The sequence below is a fragment of the Macrococcus psychrotolerans genome, assembly GCF_038095555.1.
In the GTDB taxonomy this organism is placed as follows: domain Bacteria; phylum Bacillota; class Bacilli; order Staphylococcales; family Staphylococcaceae; genus Macrococcoides; species Macrococcoides psychrotolerans.
Genome location: NZ_CP124591.1, coordinates 1,665,914 through 1,687,238 on the forward strand (window position 1 = coordinate 1,665,914; position 21,325 = coordinate 1,687,238).

Annotated in this window: 18 protein-coding genes; 3 read left to right on the top strand and 15 right to left on the bottom strand. The window is 38.6% G+C overall.

Annotated features, from left to right (window positions below; all coding sequences use genetic code 11):
- Nucleotides 1-7 precede the first annotated feature (7 nt).
- The 3 genes from dinB to rlmD form a co-directional block, all read right to left on the bottom strand.
- The gene (gene dinB / locus QA539_RS08670; RefSeq protein WP_219493000.1) at nt 8-1,072 is read right to left on the bottom strand and encodes a DNA polymerase IV; all 1,065 of its coding nucleotides are present in this window, start codon (nt 1,070-1,072) and stop codon (nt 8-10) included.
- Nucleotides 1,073-1,207: 135 nt separating this feature from the next.
- Nucleotides 1,208-1,909 (bottom strand): glucosamine-6-phosphate deaminase, encoded by a 702-nt coding sequence (locus QA539_RS08675; RefSeq protein ID WP_419895078.1) that lies wholly within the window; start codon nt 1,907-1,909, stop codon nt 1,208-1,210.
- 132 nt (nt 1,910-2,041) lie between these two features.
- Complete coding sequence (gene rlmD / locus QA539_RS08680) at nt 2,042-3,406, bottom strand: 23S rRNA (uracil(1939)-C(5))-methyltransferase RlmD (protein ID WP_419895079.1); 1,365 nt, start codon at nt 3,404-3,406, stop codon at nt 2,042-2,044.
- A 330-nt stretch (nt 3,407-3,736) separates the two neighbouring features.
- On the opposite strand from rlmD, the gene QA539_RS08685 reads away from it, so the two are divergent.
- The gene (locus tag QA539_RS08685; RefSeq protein WP_219493013.1) at nt 3,737-4,570 is read left to right on the top strand and encodes a glucose 1-dehydrogenase; all 834 of its coding nucleotides are present in this window, start codon (nt 3,737-3,739) and stop codon (nt 4,568-4,570) included.
- 77 nt (nt 4,571-4,647) lie between these two features.
- Here QA539_RS08685 and QA539_RS08690 read toward each other — a convergent pair whose 3' ends face one another.
- From QA539_RS08690 to QA539_RS08700, 3 genes are all read right to left on the bottom strand, one after another.
- Nucleotides 4,648-5,607: a diacylglycerol kinase gene (locus tag QA539_RS08690; RefSeq protein WP_419895080.1), complete on the bottom strand. Its 960-nt coding sequence runs from the start codon at nt 5,605-5,607 to the stop codon at nt 4,648-4,650.
- An 11-nt stretch (nt 5,608-5,618) separates the two neighbouring features.
- Nucleotides 5,619-7,061 (bottom strand): helicase HerA-like domain-containing protein, encoded by a 1,443-nt coding sequence (locus QA539_RS08695; protein ID WP_419895081.1) that lies wholly within the window; start codon nt 7,059-7,061, stop codon nt 5,619-5,621.
- A gap of 101 nt (nt 7,062-7,162) precedes the next feature.
- Nucleotides 7,163-7,684, bottom strand: a complete 522-nt coding sequence (locus tag QA539_RS08700) for a GrpB family protein (RefSeq protein ID WP_219493018.1) — start codon at nt 7,682-7,684, stop codon at nt 7,163-7,165.
- A 224-nt stretch (nt 7,685-7,908) separates the two neighbouring features.
- Here QA539_RS08700 and QA539_RS08705 point away from each other — a divergent pair, with 224 nt between their 5' ends.
- On the top strand, nt 7,909-8,631 hold the full coding sequence (locus tag QA539_RS08705) for an SGNH/GDSL hydrolase family protein (protein ID WP_419895082.1): 723 nt from the start codon (nt 7,909-7,911) through the stop codon (nt 8,629-8,631).
- A gap of 63 nt (nt 8,632-8,694) precedes the next feature.
- Here the strand turns inward: QA539_RS08705 and QA539_RS08710 are convergent, their stop codons facing one another.
- Genes QA539_RS08710 through gatC form a run of 4 tightly spaced genes read right to left on the bottom strand, consistent with a single transcriptional unit; the run spans nt 8,695 to nt 12,749 of the window.
- Nucleotides 8,695-9,504, bottom strand: coding sequence for a tyrosine-protein phosphatase (locus tag QA539_RS08710; protein ID WP_219493023.1), 810 nt, complete (start codon nt 9,502-9,504; stop codon nt 8,695-8,697).
- 57 nt (nt 9,505-9,561) lie between these two features.
- The gene (gatB, locus tag QA539_RS08715) at nt 9,562-10,989 is read right to left on the bottom strand and encodes an Asp-tRNA(Asn)/Glu-tRNA(Gln) amidotransferase subunit GatB (protein ID WP_012657537.1); all 1,428 of its coding nucleotides are present in this window, start codon (nt 10,987-10,989) and stop codon (nt 9,562-9,564) included.
- Between the two features lie 13 nt (nt 10,990-11,002).
- Complete coding sequence (gene gatA, locus QA539_RS08720) at nt 11,003-12,448, bottom strand: Asp-tRNA(Asn)/Glu-tRNA(Gln) amidotransferase subunit GatA (RefSeq protein WP_219493025.1); 1,446 nt, start codon at nt 12,446-12,448, stop codon at nt 11,003-11,005.
- Between the two features lies 1 nt (nt 12,449).
- Nucleotides 12,450-12,749, bottom strand: a complete 300-nt coding sequence (gene gatC / locus QA539_RS08725) for an Asp-tRNA(Asn)/Glu-tRNA(Gln) amidotransferase subunit GatC (protein ID WP_012657539.1) — start codon at nt 12,747-12,749, stop codon at nt 12,450-12,452.
- A gap of 177 nt (nt 12,750-12,926) precedes the next feature.
- On the opposite strand from gatC, the gene putP reads away from it, so the two are divergent.
- Nucleotides 12,927-14,459, top strand: coding sequence for a sodium/proline symporter PutP (gene putP, locus QA539_RS08730; protein ID WP_283722603.1), 1,533 nt, complete (start codon nt 12,927-12,929; stop codon nt 14,457-14,459).
- Between the two features lie 85 nt (nt 14,460-14,544).
- Here putP and QA539_RS08735 read toward each other — a convergent pair whose 3' ends face one another.
- The 5 genes from QA539_RS08735 to QA539_RS08755 all read right to left on the bottom strand — a co-directional run bounded on the left by QA539_RS08735 (nt 14,545) and on the right by QA539_RS08755 (nt 21,322).
- Nucleotides 14,545-15,711, bottom strand: coding sequence for a CamS family sex pheromone protein (locus QA539_RS08735; protein WP_419895083.1), 1,167 nt, complete (start codon nt 15,709-15,711; stop codon nt 14,545-14,547).
- A gap of 12 nt (nt 15,712-15,723) precedes the next feature.
- The gene (gene ligA / locus QA539_RS08740; protein WP_419895084.1) at nt 15,724-17,715 is read right to left on the bottom strand and encodes an NAD-dependent DNA ligase LigA; all 1,992 of its coding nucleotides are present in this window, start codon (nt 17,713-17,715) and stop codon (nt 15,724-15,726) included.
- A gap of 3 nt (nt 17,716-17,718) precedes the next feature.
- Nucleotides 17,719-19,884, bottom strand: a complete 2,166-nt coding sequence (pcrA, locus tag QA539_RS08745) for a DNA helicase PcrA (RefSeq protein WP_219493028.1) — start codon at nt 19,882-19,884, stop codon at nt 17,719-17,721.
- A complete protein-coding gene (locus QA539_RS08750) occupies nt 19,884-20,567 on the bottom strand; it encodes a heptaprenylglyceryl phosphate synthase (protein ID WP_219493029.1) in 684 nt (227 codons plus the stop codon). The genes pcrA and QA539_RS08750 overlap by 1 nt, the downstream gene beginning before the upstream one ends.
- 104 nt (nt 20,568-20,671) lie before the next feature.
- Nucleotides 20,672-21,322, bottom strand: coding sequence for a M15 family metallopeptidase (locus QA539_RS08755; protein ID WP_219493030.1), 651 nt, complete (start codon nt 21,320-21,322; stop codon nt 20,672-20,674).
- Nucleotides 21,323-21,325: the final 3 nt, after the last annotated feature.

The following is a 21,325-nucleotide window of genomic DNA, read 5'->3' on the forward strand; positions in this document are numbered from 1 at the left end:
CTCATTTCTAGAGAAAATCATATATCGTTAGATTTTCGTACACTTTATTTTTTATATTCCCTACCTGAACCCCGACTAAACGGATTTCTTCATTTTCTAGCTTTAAATCTGTATAGAGCAAAACAGCTGTTGCATATATCTTATCTGCCTGATCAGTAAAATCGAGCAGCTTCGTCTGCTTCGTATGGCTTTCAAAGTCGCTTGTCTTAATCTTTACCGTTATCGTATCAGTCACTTTATTCATGCTTTGAAGCTTCGCTGCGACTTTCTCCGTCTGCTCATTCATTACGCGTAAAATATAGGATTCATCATTCTTATCATGCGCAAATGTTGTCTCCTTACCGATTGACTTGCGTTCACGTTCGACCTCGATAATGTCAGTGCCAATACCACGTGCTTTGTTATACAAGCTTGACCCTTTCTTGCCGAACTGTTCAATAAGTTCAATCTCGGATAACTGACGTAAGTCTTTGCCAGTTGCTATCTTTAACTTATGCATCTTCTGTTCAGTCACTTTACCGACACCCGGAAACTCACCAATCGGCAACGCATCTAATATTTGCTGCACATTATTATAATGGATGACGGTTAATCCGTTCGGCTTATTCATACCGGAAGCGATTTTAGCCAGAAACTTATTATAAGAAACACCCGCACTGCACGTCAAATGTGTTGCCTCATATACATCACGTTTAATAGACGCGGCAATTTGGCTGGCACCAAGATCCGGACGTACGAGATGCGTGATATCGAGGTATGCCTCATCTAACGATAACGGCTGCACAATATCCGTGTAACTCTTGAAGACATTCATAATTTGCTGTGACACAGACTTGTACACATCAAACCGAGGACTCACATAATAACCATCTGGGCATAACTGATATGCGCGAGACGTCGGCATCGCGCTATGCACACCAAACTTCCTCGCCTCATAACTCGCTGTCGCCACAACGCCACGATTACGACTCTTACCACCAACGATAACAGGCTTACCTTTAAGTTCAGGATTATCCCGCTGTTCCACCTGCGCATAGAACGCATCCATATCGATGTGAATGATTCTTTTCATAATATCACTTCTTTTATTCAATAAATTCGGTACATCATGTTTCTTGATTTTGCAAGCAGATTTATATAGGGAATGTTAAAACCCCTTATATTTGCTCTACTGCATTGTTTATCAGTAATAACTCTACTCTTCTCGTTATATAAGCTTACCTGCTGACTCGTCCACAATTATTGTAACATTCGGATGTCGTTGTAATATAGATGCAGGCACCTGTTCTGTCACACTGCCATGTACCGTATTATAAATTGCCTCTGCTTTACTTTCACCATATGCAAGTAAAACGATACGCTTTGCAGCCATAATATTAGCAATCCCCATAGAAATTGCTTCTGTTGGCACTTCATCTATCGTGTCGAAGAAGCGCGCATTCGCCTCAATCGTAGAAGGTGCAAGCTTTACGAGTTGTGTCGTAGATTCAAAACTCGTACCAGGTTCATTGAAACCGATATGGCCATTAGATCCGATACCAAGTATTTGAAAGTCAATCGGATGACACGTAAGAATATCATCATAACGGCTTATCTCTTCATCAATATTACTTGCTAATCCGTTCGGTAGAAATGATGCTTTAAGCTTTTTATATTTAAACAGTTGTTCATTCATAAAATAAGCATAAGACTGTTTATTCTCACGACTTAATCCTACATACTCATCCAGGTTTACAGAAGTAACATCCGTCAAATCAATATCGCTATGAATCACTTCTTCATAAAACGAAATCGGTGTCGAACCTGTTGCGAGACCTATCGTTTTCGCACCACTTTCTATGGATGCTTTAAATAATTCGAACGCTTTTTTTCCACCCATTTGTGGATTAACAACTTTTATAATCTCCATTTGTATACCTCTTCCAATATCATAATAAAGTTAGAAAATATTTACATACGCTACTAGTGTATACAATTTTCAATATAATAGCTATGTTATTCAATATAAAAACGTATAGCCTGGATGACTATACGTTTCAATTTATTTCGTTAATTTCACAACACATTCAACATGCGGTGTCTGCGGGAATAAGTCCACTGGTTTTACGTATTCTAATTTATAACCTGCATCTGCAAACTTACGGCAGTCACGTGCACATGTTCCTGGATTGCAGCTGACATAGACGATTGTTTTAGGGCTTTGTGTAATTAATGTCTGAATGAAGTCGTCATCTAACCCTTTACGTGGTGGATCGACAACTGCGACATCAAAATTCACGCCTTGTTCGCTCCACTTCGGTAAGATTTCGTCTGCTGAACCTGTTTCAAAGTGAACATTATCAATACCATTCATCTTCGCGTTCTGCTTCGCCATCTTAATCGATTCATGCACAATTTCCATCGCATAGACTTGTTCTGCATGCTGTGCGAGTGCGAGCGAGATTGTTCCGATACCACAATATGCATCGAGTACCGTTTCATGTCCTTTTAAGTTTGCCGCTTCAAGGGCAAGGTTATATAATGCTTCTGCTTGTGGTGTATTCACCTGGAAGAATGAGTTCGGTGATACTCTGAATTCTAGTCCTAACATCTTATCTGTATAATACGGCGTTCCGTGTAATACTGTATTGTTACGTCCAAGAATTACGTTACCTTCTTGATTGTTGAAGTTTAATACAACGCTTTCAACGTTATCGATTGTGTTCACGATATCATGTGTAATCGATTCAATGTTTTGCAGACGTTTTTTATTCGTTACTAATATGATCATTAATTGACCTGTATAATGACCTCGTTTCACGACGATATGGCGGATTTCTCCGTTATGGTTGCGCTCGTTATAAGGTACGATATCGTATTTGCGCAGAATATCTCTTACTTTCACAATCGCTTCATCGATTGCTTTATGCTGAATATAGAAATTCTCTACAGGGACGAGCTGATGACTGTTCTTTCTGAAGAATCCAGTTTCAACATTGCCGTTTACTGAACGTACTGGGATTTGCGCTTTATTACGGTATTCGTATGGGTAATCCATTCCGACTGTTTCCCATACTTTTACTTTTTTAAATTTCCCTAATCGTATAAATGCACTTTCAACGAGATGCTGCTTAAACTTAAGCTGTGCATCATATGACATGTGCTGCAGCGTCATCGTACCTACTTGTCTACCGATAATATCTTTCTCTTCAACACGGTCAGTGCTTTTTGTTAATACATTCTCAAGTCTTGCAAATCCAAATGTTTTACCGACTTTCATAACTTTGATCGAAACTTCTTCGCCAGGTAATGCCCCTTCAACGAAGAACGGATAATCGTCAATCTTTACAACGCCCGCACCTTCATGTGTTAAATCTACGACTGTTCCAGTAAGTATTTCATTCTTGTTAAATTTAATTTGTTTCATAATTGCTCCTATAGTTTATTTGTACAAAGTGACTGTTATTGATTGCTTCCCTGGTAGTTCCATATCTCGTTTCTTGTATAAGATCGATGCTATACGCCAGTTCATAGAGTAAATCCATATTATAGCTCGGGAATCCAGAGGCAGTAGCCTTATTATCCTTCAATATGAACGGTTTGTCTATCTTATTAAAATAAGAGACACTCCATTCGCCCCATTTCTTGAGTACTTTTCTACTCCACTGTTATCTTATAGGAAAATTTGATGTGCGTAAAAGGTTATATATAACATAATGAGGGTAATATAAACCATCATATTTGAAGGAGTTTTGTTATGTATCTTGATCTAAAAGGTAAGGTCGCAATAGTCACTGGTGGAGCATCAGGTATAGGACGCGCTACAGCTTTACGTTATGCACAAGAAGGCATCAATGTTGTTATCAATTATCATTCTAGAGAAGGTGAAGCACAAGCATTAATCGAAGCACTTCAGTCATATGGTGTTGAGGCACTGATGATTCAAGGAGACACAACCAGTAAGAATGATATGGAACATCTCGTAAAGGAGACAATCAAACACTTCGGTGAATTCCATATCTTTGTTAATAATGCAGGCATCCAGTCCGACGTTCCAAGTCATACGATGTCGATAGAAACATTCGATAAAGTAATCGATGTGAATTTACGCGGAACTTTCATTGGGTGTCAATTAGCCTTACGTCACTTTATGGAAAATAAATATAAAGGTACGATCATCAATATATCAAGCGTCCATGAAATTATACCATGGCCACATTATGCGCATTACTGTGCAAGTAAAGGCGGTGTAAAACTACTTACACAAAGTCTCGCTCTCGAATATGCACGTGTACAGATCCGCGTTAATAACATTGCACCTGGCAGTATCAATACACCAATTAATGCAGAGAATTTCAAGACAGAACAAGATAAGAAAGATGCAGATTTATTTGTGCCGATGGGGTATGTTGCAGAACCTGAAGAAATCGCAAGTGTCGCTGCATTTCTAGCAAGTAAGGAAAGTAAATATATTACCGGCCAGACGATTGTAGCAGATGGTGGTCTGAGTCTATATCCATCTCATCGAAACTTTGAACATGATGCACTGCTCGATGAATTTACTGATGAGATTAATGTGAAGACAAAATAAAATGATTACAAGATAATATTTAATCCTATATCGATAACTATCTAAACGGCGGAACAAAAGTGTTCTGCCTCTCCATTTTAATCACGTACTACTTTCGTCATTTCACGATATTCTTCTTCTATCTCAATCTTCTTCTCTGTATTCAGCTGTTCTAATAAACTAAAGACATTAATATGACGTTCAAGATTAATAAAGTGAGCTGGTAATATACCTCCAAATTCGCCATCGACATTTAACTGCACCTTATCAAATGACGATACTTTTATGTCTCTAGCTTTAACATAACGTACTTTAGGATGCTTAATATGTTCACCTCTTGAAGCAAGCGTAAATATATGTCCGAACTCCGCAAAGTTCACTTTCTCTAATATTAATAACGTAAAGTAGCCATCATTAATCGATGCATCCGGCACGAGCTTCTCAAAGCCACCTACCGAATTTGTAAGGCCTATAAGAAACATCATCGCTTCTCCGCTGTATACTTCACCATCATATTCGATACGTACATCACTTGCTTTAATTTCTGGGAGCATCTCTAATCCTTTAACATAATAAGCAAGCGGTCCCAGTACTGTCTTCAGTCGGCTCGGCGCCTCATAGCTCACTTCCGTAATCTTTCCGCCTCCAGCGATATTAATAAAATAGCGATTATTCATTTTACCGACATCTACTGATACTGTCTGCCCACTGACAATCACATCAACCGCTTCATCGATATCTTTTGGGATGAGTAACGCACGACCAAAGTCATTCACGGTTCCCATCGGTATAATACCGATGTCTGGTCGATAGTCTTTTTCTGCGATACCGTTAATCACCTCATTAATCGTACCGTCTCCACCTGCTGCAATTACCAAGTCAAACTTATCTTCCACTGCACGTTCTGCAGCAGCTGTTGCATCACCTGCACTCTTTGTTGCATAAGCGCTTGTTTCATATCCTGCATCTTCTAACTTAATTAATACATCGGGTAATGCTTTTTTGAATAGCTCTCTACCGGATGTTGGATTATAGATAATTCTGGCACGTTTTCTCACGTACACTCCTCCTAACGTCTTCTCGTTCCAAATATATTCCTTACAATTTCACGCCCCATTTGTCTTCCCACACTTGTAAGTACGCTTGAAGCAATCTTTTCGAAATCAGATTTTTGCTTTCTTTTAGGCGCTGCTTTTTCAGCTTTCGCTTCTTTAGTTTGTGCTTTTGTTTTCGATGCTTCTACTTTCTTCTGCAGTATTTCATACGCACTCTCACGATCAACCGTTTCATTATACTGTGCATGATATGGGTTGCCTTCTATAACCTTAACTTTCACTTGTTCATCAATCACGCCAATCTTACTTTCCGGCGGACGGATAAATGCACGTTCTACAATACTCGGCTGTCCGTCTTCATTCAAACAGGAAATGAGTGCTTCTCCTGTCTTCAATTCTCCAATAACGGACGCGACATCAATTTCAGGGTTTTGTCGGAACGTTTCAGCTGCACTGGCAACAGCTTTTTGATCACGTGGTGTAAATGAGCGTAAAGCATGTTGAACACGGTTTCCAAGCTGACCTAATACTTCATCAGGTAAGTCGATTGGATTTTGAGTAATAAAATATACCCCGACACCTTTAGAACGCACGAGACGTACTACTTGCTCCACTTGTGTCACAAATGACTTCGGTGCACCTTTAAACAGTAGATGTGCTTCATCGAAAAAGAATACAAGCTTCGGCTGTTCTATATCTCCGACTTCCGGTAATGTTTCAAAGAGTTCTGTTAATAACCAAAGTAGAAATGTAGAGTACAATACTGGTTTTGTATATAAATTGTTGGCCATCAGGATGTTGATGACACCCTTATCTTCCGTTGTTTCCATAAAGTCCGATAACTTTAATGCCGGCTCCCCGAAAAACTGATCAGCACCTTGTGTTTCTAATGATAATAACTTACGTTGAATTGCACCTATCGATTGCTTCGTGATATTACCATAAACACCACTATATTCGGTCGTATTTTCATACATTTCCTTTAATAATGCCTGTAAATCTTTCAGGTCCAGTAGAAGCAGACCTTGCTCATCACTGATTTTAAACGCAATATCTAATATGCCAGACTGTGTATCATTCAATTCTAGCAGACGACCTAAAAGCATAGGCCCCATATCTGTAATTGTCGCTCTGACAGGTGTGCCTTGTTCTCCAAATATATCCCATAACCTTACAGGAAAGGTTTGAGGTGTATAATCATCAATCTGTAGGTTGTTTAATCGTTCTTGAATCTTATCATTAATCGTCATCGCTTCTGCAATGCTCGCCAGATCCCCCTTAACATCAGCCAGGAATACAGGCACCCCGGCTTTAGAAAACTGTTCAGCCATAACTTTTAGTGTGATAGTCTTACCCGTACCTGTTGCACCTGCTATCAAACCATGACGGTTTGCCATAGGAAGATCTAAATATATGTTATGATCAGCTGCTTTAGCTATCTTTATATTATTCATCATTTGTTACCCCTCATTTTGTATTATCGAATACTTTTATTTTACATGAACAGCACGAATATGCAATTTTGACACAAAAAAATAGAGGGTGGAGACCACTCCTCTTAATTATTTAATCGGTACCAGTATATCGCTTTTGCTTCAATCTCTTTTAAATATTCATCTTCTGCACGTTGCAATTCTTGAGATGCTTTTGTTAAGCGATTTAACTCCTGCTTAAACAGCCTGTATGCGATACGCTCTTTATGATGTGTCCTTAAATAATCTCTAACTGCTAGTTTTCTCTCAAGACTATTACAGTCTGTACGTTCAATAATAAGTACACATATCTCTATATCGTTCTTATGTGCAGTAAACAGTAGATACTTGTTATTTCTATCTAGTGACGTTTGAGTTAATGAATAACCAATTCGTTCCATCTGAGCGACATAACCATCAAGCTTGTTTAAGTCCTTGACTACCGGTAATATTTCTACTGACGGTATGACACTTACACCTTCAATGGAGGTACTACCAATGTGATGTAATTCAACAATTTCATTCCGAAAGACTTCTATTAGTTCCTTAGAAGCGTTGATATATATTTGATGATAGTCAAGATCACTATATAATTTATAATCTAACATAGAATTCCCCCATCCCTCGCAAGTTACTTCGTATTTCGTGCTAATTTAAAGTAGTTTATCATATTAAATGTAATATATCTATGAATATTAATAATATTTAGAATAATAAAATATTTATTCATATACTTTACCCATTCTTCACAAAAATAGTTTTCATCATCATATATTATTTATATCTGTTATTTGATAAAATAATAATATCTATGAAACTGGAGGTTAAATTAATGAAAAATATATTATTCTGGATATATATATTAGCAGCGATTCTACTGATTGGTGCCGGCTATAAATACTGGCAAGGTAAAGTAACTGAAGGCGGAGAAACAAAGGAAGCACAATTAAAAAGCGCTACTCATCAATCAGAAGAGCAAGAATCAGAAAAAATATCTCTACCACACGTCTTCAAAGAACCTGCAATCCAAAAGATTTATGAAGAACAAAAGAAAGATAATAAAAGGATGCAGCTGACGTTTGTAAGCACACCGTATCAAACATCAAATAAAGATACGAATGTCGCAAATACATTTATTTCAAATTTACAAGAAGATGTAAATTATAATATTGTTGATGTTGATGCAAGTTCTAACACATTAAACAGTGATGATATTAATAAAGAAAATCCAGATGTCGTTATTTTAGATGCGTTTACACTTAATGACTATATCGAAGGCGTAACTATCGAAGACCATTTGAATAATCTTGAAGCAATCCTTAATAACATTAAAAATGAACACCGAAAAATTTACGTTACTGGTACACGTAGGATAAATGATGATGAATTTAATACTTACCAGCAAAAAGAAGCAAACTTCCTGCAAAACCAGGACGTATATTTCATCCCAGTAAGTGAAGCTGTCAAAGATAAATATGACAATGATACAGAGCTCCTTACGAAAGATGGCGTGACGAAATGGAGTAAAGCCATTACAGACGAAATATTAAAATAAGACTATCGGGACTTTGTCTCGATAGTCTTTTTTATGAACGTATCACTTTGCACTTATGTCAATTTAGAATAAGCCTAGAAATTTCTTTTTCTTTTCTTTCTTCTTCTTTGCGTGTCTCTCTGATGAACTCTCAGTCTTAATGATTTCTTTCGGGCTTAAATATGGTATCTGTTCACTAAGCAGCACTTTCTTCGCATTATCTTTGAAACGATCAGCAACTTCACTGCCAAACTTATGTTCAATCGTTTCGTATGCTGCTTTCATATGGAAATTACGGTTATTTACATTGTGGGCATCACTTGCGACGAAATGAATCAATTGATGTTCAATCATAAGGTCTGCAATAGATTGTGCATGATGACCTAAATTGCCAACAACTACCCCAGCTGTAACTTGTGCGAGTGCACCGAGTTCAATCAGTTCAGCGAGTTTCTTAGGGTTCTTCTGAAGCTCAGTATTACGTTCTGGATGAGCGATGATTGGAACATACCCTTCCATTGCAAGTTGTGTAAATAACTGCTCCGTATAAATCGGCACTTCATTAGATGGAAATTCTATTAATACGTAAGGCCCTGCAAGCGGTAATGCTTTACCACTGTTCAAATCTGTGATGACATCACCGTAGATCCTAATTTCCTGACTGGCATGCACATTAAGTGGAATGTTATTCTCTTTAATAAGCTGATTTACCTTGTCTGTTAGTTCTTTAATCTTCGGACCGAAATTGTCATATAACTGAATTTTATGATGCGGTGTTGCAATAATATCTGTAATCCCTTCTGCAACGGCTTGTCGTGCCATATCAAGAGTTTCTGTTTCTGTCTGAGCACCATCATCGACACCGTACAATATATGGTTATGAATATCTATCATACTTTCACCTCTGTATAGGACAAAGAGCCTGAATACTCATCCAGGCTCCTGTTTTATTTATCTTTTTTCTAATTCTTCACGCAAAATTTTATTAACAAGCTGTGGATTTGCCTGTCCTTTAGAAATCTTCATAATCTGACCTACTAAGAAGCCTGTAGCTTTACCTTTACCGTTCTTGAAGTCTTCAATAGATTGAGGATTATTATCTAACGCTTCAGTTACGAACGCTTTCAGTTGTTCAGGATCAGAAATTTGAACAAGACCTTGTTCTTCCATAATCACTTTCGGTGCTTTACCTGTTTCTACTGTATCAGCAAACACTTTTTTCGCAATTTTAGAAGAGATTGTACCATCTGCAAGCAACTTAACCATTTCACTTAAGTTCTCAGGCGTTAATGCAGTTTCATGTAACTCCTTCTGGTTCTTGTTTAAGTATTCGTTTACGCCACCCATCAACCAGTTTGATGAAAGTTTTGCATCTGCGTCAAGTGCGATCATCGCTTCGAAGAAATCAGACATTTCTTTCGTTAATGTTAATACGTGCGCATCGTATTCAGGTAATCCATACTCTGATACATACTTCGCTTTACGTACATCCGGAAGTTCAGGAATTGATGCACGCACACGTTCTTTCCATGCTTCGTCAATATATAAAGGTACTAAGTCTGGTTCTGGGAAGTATCTGTAGTCGTCAGACCCTTCTTTAACACGCATAAGGATCGTCTTACCTGTCGACTCGTCAAAGCGACGTGTCTCCTGTAAGATTTCTCCACCATTTAATAGTACTTCTTCCTGACGTTTTACTTCGTGCTCTAAACCTTTCTTAACGAATGAGAAAGAGTTTAAGTTTTTAAGTTCTGCTTTCGTACCAAACTTCTCTTGACCTACAGGACGTAATGAGATGTTCGCATCACAACGCAGTGATCCTTCCTCCATACGGACGTCAGATACGCCTGTGTACTGAATGATTGCTTTTAACTTCTCTAAATACGCATACGCTTCTTCAGGTGTACGAATATCTGGTTCAGATACAATCTCAACTAATGGCGTACCTTGACGGTTTAAGTCTACTAATGAATAGCCATCTTTATGCGTTAATTTCCCTGCATCTTCTTCCATATGAAGACGCGTAATACCGATACGTTTCGTTTCGCCATTCACTTCAATATCGATATAACCATTCTCACCAATCGGCTCATCAAACTGTGAAATTTGGTAAGCTTTCGGGTTATCCGGATAGAAATAGTTTTTACGGTCAAACTTCGTTTCAGTTCGAATATCCATATTTAGTGCCATCGCTGCACGCATTGCCCAGTCAACGGCAGTCTTGTTTACGACCGGTAATACACCAGGGTATCCAAGATCTACAACGTTAACATTCGTATTTGGCTCTGCGCCAAAATGTGCAGGAGAAGCTGAGAACATTTTCGATTCTGTCTTTAATTCTACGTGGACTTCTAGTCCGATTACTGTTTCAAAATGCATAGTTTAAGTCTCCTTATAATGATTGATAACGTTCGTGCATGTTAAAGCTTTGTTCATAGTTATATGCAACGTTGTATAAAGTTTTCTCGTCGAATGGTTTACCGATTAACTGTAAACCGATTGGACGGCCGTTTGACTCTCCGCATGGAATAGACATCGATGGTAACCCTGCTAGGTTGATTGGAATTGTTAAGATGTCATTCGCATACATTGTTAATGGATCATTAATTTGAGCACCGATGTCAAATGCTGTAGTTGGTGCAGTCGGTCCAACAATAATGTCATAGTTTTCAAATACACGTTCAAAATCTTGTTTAATTAATGTACGTACTTTTTGTGCTTTTTTGTAATATGCATCGTAATAACCAGAGCTCAGCGCATAAGTTCCTAACATAATACGACGTTTCACTTCGTCACCGAAACCTTCCTGGCGTGTCTTCTTATAAAGTTCTTCTAAGTTTTGTGCCCCTTCTGCCTGATATCCGTAACGAATACCGTCAAAACGTGCTAAGTTCGCACTTGCTTCACTTGAAGAAAGAATGTAATACGTTGCAACACCGTATTTAGAATTAGGGAGTGATACTTCATCAACTGTTGCACCCATCTTCTCTAATGCTTTAATCGCTGCCTGTACACTTGCCTTAACTTCTTCAGATACACCTTCACCTAAATATTCTTTCGGTACTGCTACGCGAAGACCTTTAATATCCTTGTCAATTTGTGAAGTGAAGTCTACATTATCGACTGGTGCACTTGTTGAGTCATGTGGATCAAGTCCTGAAATCACTTCTAATACAGTTGCGTTATCTTTAACGTTACGCGTAATTGGTCCAATTTGGTCAAGTGACGATGCAAATGCAACTAAACCGAAACGTGATACACGACCGTAAGTTGGCTTCATTCCTACTACACCACAGTATGATGCTGGTTGACGAATAGAACCACCCGTGTCACTACCGAGTGAGAAAGGTACTAAGCTTGCAGCAACTGCAGCTGCAGAACCACCAGATGATCCACCAGGTACTGCAGTGTGATCAAATGGATTAACTGTTTTCTTGTAGAATGAATTTTCAGTTGAACCACCCATCGCAAACTCATCCATGTTCAGTTTACCGACAAGAATACCATTTTCTGCATTTAATTTATTCATTACAGTAGCGTCATATACAGAATTAAAGCCACCTAAAATTTTAGACGCACAAGTTGTTTCAACATCTTTCGTTACGATGTTATCTTTAATCCCCATCGGAATTCCAAATAATTTACCTGATGGTGTTTCGTTATCCATAGTCTTTGCTTTCTCTAACGCAGCTTCTTTATCTAAAGCTAAAAATGAATTGATGACTGTATCATCTTTTTCGATGTTCACAAAAGTATCTTCAACTAACTCAGAAGGTTTAATCGTTTTGTTCTGAATCATTTGAGATAAGCTTTCGATTGATTCGTATCTTAATGACATATTATTCTCCTCCGCCTAAAATAGATGGCACTTTAAATTGTCCATCTTCTGTATGTGCAGCATTCTTTAAGATTTCTTCCTGTGTTAAGCTCGTCTCTGCCACATCTTCACGCAATACATTCTGCAAATCTAATACGTGGAATGTCGGTTCTACACCTTCAGTATCCACTTCTTCTAATTGATCCGCAAAGTTAAGAATTGCTTCAAGTTGTGCACTGAATTTTGTTGCTTCTTCTTCAGTAATTTCTAATCGTGCTAAATGTGCAACGTGTTTAACTTGCTCATTTGTAATCTTTGACATGTGAGTCCTCCTTATGTACATATAACATCTTTAAATTTTATCAAATTTTAACGAAAAAATCTAAGCATACTAAAAATAATTCTATGAAAACGCTTAAATCCCTATTATAATAGATATATTGTCACTCTAGTACAATAAAATTCAGCGTTAATTGTAAAAATAAAGGAGGATAAACAAATGGGCTTGATATTAGGTCATACGTTTCAAAACGTAAAAATTGAAGCAACATGGATGACGTATGTCATGATTGCTGTATATTTCTTAATCTTGTTAGGGATCGGTTATTATGCATATAAACAATCAACAAGTACATTAGATGAATATATGCTTGGCGGTCGTAACCTTGGACCATTAGTAACAGCACTTTCTGCCGGAGCAGCGGATATGAGTGGCTGGATGCTGATGGGATTACCAGGTTCAGTGTACGCTACAGGACTCTCTGCCACTTGGATTGCAGTCGGATTAACGATAGGAGCTTGGTTAAACTATATCTTAGTTGCACCAAGATTACGTGTTTATACGGAGCTTGCAGATAACGCCATTACAATCCCTGACTTCTTCGAGAAACGTGTTAGTGATCATACACGTATACTGAAGATTATCTCTGGTCTTGTTATCGTCGTGTTCTTCACATTATATACGCATGCCGGAATGGTTTCTGGTGGCGTATTATTCGAAAGTTCCTTTGGATTAAATTATCACTACGGGCTTATACTTACTGCAAGTATCGTAATTATCTACACGTTGTTTGGTGGATATCTCGCCGTATCGCTTACGGACTTCTTCCAAGGGGTAATCATGTTAATCGCATTAGTGTTAGTACCAATCGTAGCATTGATGAAATTAAATGGTATGGAAGCTTTCGATACTGTCGTTGAACTTAAACCGACGAACTTAGACTTCTTCAAAGGTACGACTACAGTTGGTATTATCTCTTTACTGGCATGGGGCTTAGGTTACTTTGGACAACCACATATTATCGTGCGTTTTATGTCAATTAAGTCTCATAAACAATTACCGGCAGCACGTCGTATCGGCATCTCATGGATGACAATCTCATTAATCGGTGCCTGTGTTACAGGACTTGTTGGTATTGCATTTGTAAATAAATCAGATGCTAAGTTAGACAATCCTGAAACAATCTTCGTAATGATGAGTCAAGTGTTATTCCATCCACTAATTGCAGGATTCTTCCTAGCAGCAATCTTAGCAGCTATTATGAGTACGATTTCTTCACAGTTACTTGTTACAAGCAGTGCTTTAACGCAAGACTTCTACATGTTATTACGTAAAACGAACATTCAGGACACAAGTCGTGAGAAAGAGTTCGTTATGATTGGACGTCTATCAGTATTACTCGTTGCAATTGTTTCAATGGCAATTGCATGGAGCCCAAACGATACAATCTTAAACTTAGTTGGTAACGCATGGGCAGGATTCGGTGCGGCATTCGGACCGCTCGTATTGTTATCGCTTTATTGGAAAGGTTTAACGAAGCATGGTGCGATTACAGGTATGGTACTTGGATCAATTACAGTAATCTTCTGGATTGTGATGAAATCACACGGTGGTATCTTTGAGTTATATGAAATTGTTCCAGGGTTCTTTATCAGTTTTGTGTCAACTGTACTTGTAAGTATGGTTACACCGAAACCTGAACAACGTATTATTGACGAGTTCGATGAAATGAAACAAATTGTGAATTCATAATAAAAAGGTCGAGACAACTTGTCTCGACCTTTTACTCTTTCTCCACGGTTGCATGTTCTTGCGTGCAGATTAATATCTAAGTTTGCTATTCATATACATGAATGTACGGTGCTTTATCACCTTTTTCTTTCACTATTAATGCGCGAGGTCTAGTGTTGTCTACGATGGAGATTTCAAAGCGATCGACATGCGCAAAGCTTTTCATTGATAAGTCTGCGATATATTGGGTTACACCGATAACTTCTGCTTTTCCATAGTAATCTAATGGCACATTAATTTTCAGTGACTGTATCTTATCATCAACGAAATAACCTGTTCCAATTGCCTGTGTAAAGTTCGGGAAGTAGTTCTGTAGCTGATCGTTGAACTGCTTAAATCCATTATTCAGTTTTTCATCCAGTTCTCCCACTTCGTCCGATGGCACTAAGATGTAATCTTCATTTATTTTCTTCCAATCATCAATCTTACTGCTTCCAGCTTTACTCGTACCATATGAAGTAAACGATCCAGGTGTGATGCTTTCAGCCGATGACTGTACAAACACAGCAAACGTGATCGGAATATTTTTCAGTTCCTGCTTTACACGTAATCTAGAAAGTATTTCATCAGACATCTGCTTAGCTTGCTTCTCGATTTCTTTTTTATCGAGTTTCACATTATAAGTAGTTCCAAACGCTTCTTTTTGATAATAGTATACACTATTCATTGCAAGACCGATTGTCATACCTGAAAGTTTCTGTTTTTTTGCATCTTCTTCAGTATAGAAATCCTGTTCTAATAGATGCGACAAATACGTTGGAGATTGTCGGGCAATTTTTTCCCCATCTGTTTCTCCTTTATGTGATGGATTGAGACCGAAATTGGCATAAGCGTTTTTTTCGATTCGCTCGTCTTTATCCATATTATCGATTTCCTGCTTTGTATATTCCGGTTCAAGATAGCTCTCAACAGCACTCTTCGATAATAATTGCCCATCACGGTATAAATATTTATCTGGTGTGTACACTTTCTTGCTGATATTTAATAAACCGTCCTCAAATGCTTCGCCATTGTAGCTGCTTACCATATTCGAACTTGTAAGTCCACGTGCCTGGCTCTCTTTGAATGGTAACAATGTTCTATAATAATCATTTGATATCTGTACGTCTGTTGAAATTTGTTTATCCTTCTCTTTGTTGTTACTTTCTGGTGTACCATTTGAACAGCTTGCCAGAATAATTGTAGACAACATTAATATCCCTATTCGCTTCATAGATTTCCCCTCTTAATTTCGTAATGCATCCACCATCATTTGCTCCGTCCATACAGGAATTCCGAGTGACTCTGCTTTTTCTCTCTTGCTACCGGCATCACTACCTGCAATAACAATATCTGTCTTCTTCGTTACAGAACTTGTCACCTTTGCACCAAGGTTCGTTAATGCTTTCGTTGCTTCGCTACGAGACATGATAGTAAGTTTACCTGTTAAAACAATCGTCTTCTCGCCGAATACCGGATGAATTTCGATATCATCTTTCGTAACCCCAGTATAGCGCATATTTACACCATATTGTTCTAGTTTTTCAAGCAGATGAATGATGTCTTCATTTTGCAAGTAAGTGACTAAAGACTGTGCCATCTTCTCACCAATATCATCAATTTGTGTCAATGTTTCAACTGTGGCATTCTTTAAATTATCCATCGTTCCAAATTCCTGTGCAAGCACCATACTCGCCTTTGCACCTAGATGTCTGATACCTAATCCAAAGAGCAGCCGTTCCAGTGAATTGGCCTTAGAAGCTTCTATCGCTGCCAGTAATTTATCGACTTTCTTCTCTCCCATACGTTCTAAAGTTAAGAGTCGTTCACGTTGTAACGTATATAGATCTGCAACGTCATTTATAATATCTTCATTGTATAAGACTTCGACGATACGTTCCCCTAAACCATCAATGTTCATCGCCGTTCTGGAAACGAAATGGATCACACCTTCTACAAGTTTCGCATCACATTTCGGATTGATGCAGCGCAAAGCCACTTCCCCTTCAATGCGTACCAGTTCATGACCACACGACGGGCAAATTTCAGGCATATGGTACGGCTCAGTATCGTCAGGTCTTCTGTCCAATACGACGCGCACTACTTCAGGTATAATCTCTCCTGCTTTTCTTATAACGACCGAATCACCGATGCGTATATCTTTCTCGTGAATTAAATCCTCATTATGCAGCGACGCACGTCCTACAGTAGTACCCGCTACTTTCACCGGCTCTAAAATTGCAGTCGGTGTTACAACACCAGTACGCCCGATAGACAGCTCGATATCCTTTAATGTCGTTATGACTTCTTCAGCAGGAAATTTATAGGCAATCGCCCACTTCGGACTTTTCGCCGTAAAACCGAGCTCATCCTGCTTACTTAAATCGTTTACCTTAATGACGATACCGTCAATATCATAGGCTAGATCATTGCGCGCTTCTGTCCAGTATTTAATATACTCGAACACTTCTTTCATATTACGACAAAGCTTTCGTTCATGATTCGTTTTAAAGCCGATTTCGTCTAACTTGTCTAAAGCTTCACTTTGACTTTGTGCATCAAGCTCTCTTAAATCGTTCACACTGTATAGGAAGATATCTAACTTACGTTTCGCAGTAAGCTTAGAGTCCAGCTGTCTTAATGAACCTGCTGCAGCATTTCGTGGATTTGCAGCTAGCTGTTCTCCAACCTTTTCCCGATATGCATTAAGCGCAAGGAATGACTTTCTAGGCATATAGGCTTCACCACGCACTTCAAAAGTGAGCGGTACAGATAACGTCAATGGTATCGCATGAATGGTCTTTAAATTCTGCGTGATGTTCTCACCCGTTGTACCATCACCACGCGTTAAACCTTGAACGAATACACCATCGACATACTTCAGTGATACTGCAAGACCATCAATTTTCAGTTCAACCATATATTCCACTTCGCCGACTTCATCTTTAACACGCTTATCAAATGCCAGCAAATCTTCTTCGCTGAAGGCGTTGCCAAGACTTAACATCGGTGTATCATGATCAACTTTCTCAAATGCAGAGACCGGTGTCCCACCTACACGCACAGTCGGAGAATCATCCGTCTTCAGTTCTGGATGCTCACGTTCAATATCAATCAGTTCGTGCAGTAACTTATCATATTCACTATCAGGTACAGAAGGATTATCCTGTACATGGTATTCATAGTTATACTGGTGTAGCAACTGATGCAGTTCTGTTACTCTCTGTTCAATATTCATACATTACTCCTTCTTTTCAATTGGGGCAAACTGGCTTAACAGTCGCTTCATCCCTACAGATTTGAAGATGATATCCAGTTCTGTTGAACCACCTTTATCCGTCACATTGCTGATTAATCCTTCTCCCCATGATTTATGCATTACTTTGTCACCAACTTTATAGGTAGCTTGAGCTTGAGCAGCAGAAGCCGCTTGCGTCATTCTACGTGCTGGTCCGCGTTTAACACCTGCTGGAAACTTTCTCGCTACTGGTATATCCAGAATATCCTCTGGAATTTCAGAGATAAATCTCGACTTCTTATTCGCTTGTGTTCGGCCGAATAAGTTACGCATCTCAGCATGAGATAAATAAAGATGTTCTTCTGCCCTTGTAATTGCAACGTACATTAAACGACGTTCCTCTTCCATCTCGCTATCACTATTCAAGCTACGGCTATGCGGGAATATCGACTCTTCAAGACCTGCAACAAAGACGACTTTAAACTCTAAGCCCTTTGCTGAGTGCATCGTCATCAGCGTAACTCCCGCTTCTAAATCTGCATTGTCAACATCTGCAACGAGTTGTAAATCTGTCAGGAAATTAATTAAGGACTGTTCTTCAACTGGCGTGTCCTTTTCATAATCTTTCGGCACATTCATAAACTCCTGAATGTTCTCAATACGTGACTGTGATTCTAAAGTATTCTCTGCTTCAAGCATCTTCATATAACCCGATTTATCGAGCAGTGTCTGGGTTAATTCCGTAATAGATAAGAATTCCTGCTGCTTCATTAAGTTGTCCATCATTGTATAGAATTCAACGAGTTTCTCTGTCGTCTTCTTCGGCAGTCCGATAAAATCTACTTCAGCTAGTGCATCAAAGTAACTCAGACCATTATGCTCTGCATAAGCGATAATCTTATCTAGTGCACCAGGCCCTATACCGCGTTTTGGTGTATTGATAATTCGCGTAAAACTGATATCTTCGTTGCTATTAGCAACAAGGCGAAGATAACTAAGCAGGTCTTTAATTTCTTTTCTGTCATAGAACTTTGTGCCTCCGACCATCGTATAGCTGATGTTTGATTTCATCAGCGTTTCTTCGATAACACGAGACTGTGCATTCGTTCGATACAGTATTGCCATATCACTAAGCGCATAGTTTTCACGCTTTTTCTTCAATATCTCTGAAACGATATACTCCGCTTCTGCACGTTCTGACATCGCTTTATAGTAGTTGATCTTAGAGCCATGGTCGTTGTCTGTCCAAAGTGCTTTCGGTTTGCGTTCTGTATTATTTTTGATCACTTCATTTGCAGCAAACAGAATATTTTTCGTCGAGCGATAATTACGTTCTAAAAAGATCGTCTTAGCATCTTTATAATCATCTTCAAAGCTTAAGATGTTATAAATATCTGCCCCACGCCAGCCGTATATCGACTGATCCGAGTCCCCGACGACACAAATATTCTTAAATTTATCGGCAAGCATCTTCACGAGTAGATACTGCGCTCTATTTGTATCCTGATACTCGTCGACATGGATATACTGAAACTTCGACTGGTAATAATCCAGAACTTCAGGGACACGTTCAAACAGTTGAATCGTCGTCATAATGAGGTCGTCAAAGTCCAGTGCATGATTCTTAAGCAGCACGCGCTGGTACTCTGCATAAACTTTGCTGATCATCATACTCATAAAGTCACTCGCTGCCTCAATCGCATCATCAGGTGATTTCATTTCATTCTTTAAGTTCGAAATTTCTGCAACGAACATACGTGGATCATACTTCTTCGGATCGATATTCTCACGTTTTAATATATCCTTAACGACAGAACGCTGATCTGTTGGGTCTAATATCGTAAAGTTACGCTCAATACCGATACGGTCAATATCACGTCTTAATATACGGACACACATCGAGTGGAATGTTGATATCCAGATAACATCACTCTCGTCACCGATAATCTTCTTGACACGTTCTTTCATTTCTTTCGCCGCTTTATTCGTAAATGTGATTGCTAGAATCTTATAAGGTGAAACATCTTTCTCATCAATTAAATAAGCGATGCGATGTGTCAGCACGCGTGTCTTACCAGAACCTGCTCCTGCCATAATAAGAAGTGGGCCTTCTGTCGTCATCACTGCCTGACGCTGCTCTTCATTCATATGTTTTAATAAATCATTCATTATAATCCTACCTTTACTGTTTGTAATGCTGCCTTAATATCTGTATAGATGACGTTCCCAACGACAATTGTATCTGCGACTTCAAGCATCTCTTGTGCGCGTGCACGTGAATCAATACCTCCACCATATATCAGACGCGTAGATTTCAGTTTTCGTTTTGCAGCCTTAACCATTTCCACATCACCATAGGTTCCGCTATATTCTATATACATTGTCTTCAGCTTATATACTTCCTCAATCATCTCAGCATAGGCTTCAATATCCTCTGTCGATAATACTGTATTCGCCTTCGTTAGCTGCGCCACTTTACTCTCTTTGTTAAGTACAATATAGCCCTCTAATGTAAACAGGTCATAATCAATCATATGACCGAACTGTTTAATTGCTTCGTGCAGTATTCCATTGTGAAACGCTACATCCGAACTATTAAGTACAGAAGGAATCATATAATGATCAAATCCTGGTATCGCACTTTCCAAAGTCGATAATTCTAGTACGCAAGGGACTGTATATCTCCTTACACGGCTCATTAAATCGAGTACATTATCTACCGTTACATTATCAGATCCACCGATAAAGATGGCATCTGTTCCTGACTCGCAAATAAGCTCCAGGTGTGCATCGCTAATTTCTTTCGCTGGATCTAACTTAAATACATGTTGCCAATCTTTCACTTCGTACATAATGTCTCTCCTTTAAATATTATTATTGTATATTATATCATTTATCATTCATAACATTAAAAAAAGAGAGGATGAGATTTTACAATTTCTTCTCATGCTCTCTATTATTGTACTGTCTGATCTTTCGGGTATAATCCAAGATATTCTTCAAGTGTTATGTTCTTAGTAAATATATCTTTTGCAATCTTTGTGCCAACATATCGCACATGCCATGACTCATACTGATACCCTGTAATATTTGACTTACCTTCAGGATACCTGATGATAAATCCATATTTATGTGCATTTTGTGCCAGCCATTCTCCTTCAGTCGTATCACCAAATGAAATCGTTAAATCTTTCGCAGAGTCAACAGAGCCAATATCAAAGGAAAGTCCTGTCTGATGTTCAGAGTAACCAGGGCGTGCACTATAAGTGTCTGCATTCGCATCTCGTGCTTTAAACTCTTTATATAGTTTTTCCTGCATCTGATAAGAACGATAGCCACTTCTTACAACGAGATATTCTTTATCTTTCTTGGCATCTTTAATCATCTGATCTAATTTCATACGCGCGTATCGATTCTCTCCAGGATTGAAATCAGCAGGCAATCTAATTTTCTTATTAACGATGAGTATATCATTAATATATGTAACGCCATTACGCGTTATGCGTTCATATTTCGGTGATGCTACATATGTGTCTTTCTGTGTGACAACTTGTTCATTTGAACAGGCAGCTAAACACACAATAATGATGATGAGTAATTTCTTCATGCT